Genomic DNA, 797 nt, shown 5'->3' on the forward strand with positions numbered 1-797 from the left:
CAATTTTTTGAAGTTCCTATCCCTCCACATCTCGTGACCCATTCATCAAATAATTTTGGATTTTTTTTAAATTCTGCAACGCTATAGGTTTTTTCACAGCCAGCAGCGATAATTCCAGTGCCAAGTAGCAATGTTGTTATGAGAACTTTATTCATTATTTATTGTCCTGTTGTTGTTTAGCTTTAGCGCGCTCTTCTGCTTCTCTCTTGGCTTGTTCTTTTGCTTTTTGTTCAGCTTTCCATTTTTCATGTTTAGCTTTTTGTTCAGCTATAAGTTCATCTATACCTTTCCTATACTCCTCTGCTGCTTTACGACTTCTTTCTGCTGCTTTTGCTTCATATTCTTTTTGAAGTTCTAAAAATGCTAACCGCATGTTTTCACAATTCTTTGAAGTTCCTGCGAATCCACATTTCGCATCCCACTCTAAGCGTAAATTTTTATCTTTTTTAAATTCAGCGACGCTATAGGTTTTTTCACACCCAGCTGTGATGAGCCCAGTGCAAAGTAGCAATGTTGTTATGATGATCTTGTTCATGATTTATTGTCCTGTTGTTTAGCTTTAGCGCGCTCTTCTGCTTCTCTTTCCGCTTGTTCTTTTGCTTTTTGTTCTTATTCAGCTTGCCTTTTTTGATATTCAGCTTCTCTTTTTTCAAGATCGGACATTATTTTAGCTCTAGCTTTTTTTAATGCTTCATGAAGGTTCTCTTCCGCTTGACGCTCTCTTTCTGCTGCTTTTGCTTCATATTCTTTTTGAAGTTCTAAAAATGCTAACCGCATGTTTTCACAATTCTTTGAAG

The 797-nt window shown here is 36.5% G+C and carries 2 protein-coding genes and 1 pseudogene; all 3 read right to left on the reverse strand.

From position 1 onward, the window contains the following. A partial coding sequence (locus ACFIL3_RS10695; protein WP_375682271.1) for an EexN family lipoprotein occupies positions 1-155 on the reverse strand: 155 nt, incomplete at its 3' end. Then, positions 155-535, reverse strand: a complete 381-nt coding sequence (locus ACFIL3_RS10700; RefSeq protein ID WP_375682270.1) for an EexN family lipoprotein — start codon at positions 533-535, stop codon at positions 155-157. The genes ACFIL3_RS10700 and ACFIL3_RS10695, both read right to left, overlap by 1 nt. Positions 536-609: 74 nt before the next feature. Further along, positions 610-797, reverse strand: a pseudogene (locus ACFIL3_RS10705) (hypothetical protein); the annotation flags it as partial.

This window comes from Bartonella sp. CE47NXGY (assembly GCF_042195415.1).
In the GTDB taxonomy this organism is placed as follows: Bacteria; Pseudomonadota; Alphaproteobacteria; order Rhizobiales; family Rhizobiaceae; genus Bartonella.

Excerpts from the sequence above, each read along its gene's own strand:
- ACFIL3_RS10700 (WP_375682270.1), bottom strand. The coding sequence starts at position 535 with ATGAACAAGATCATCATAACAACATTGCTACTTTGCACTGGGCTCATC.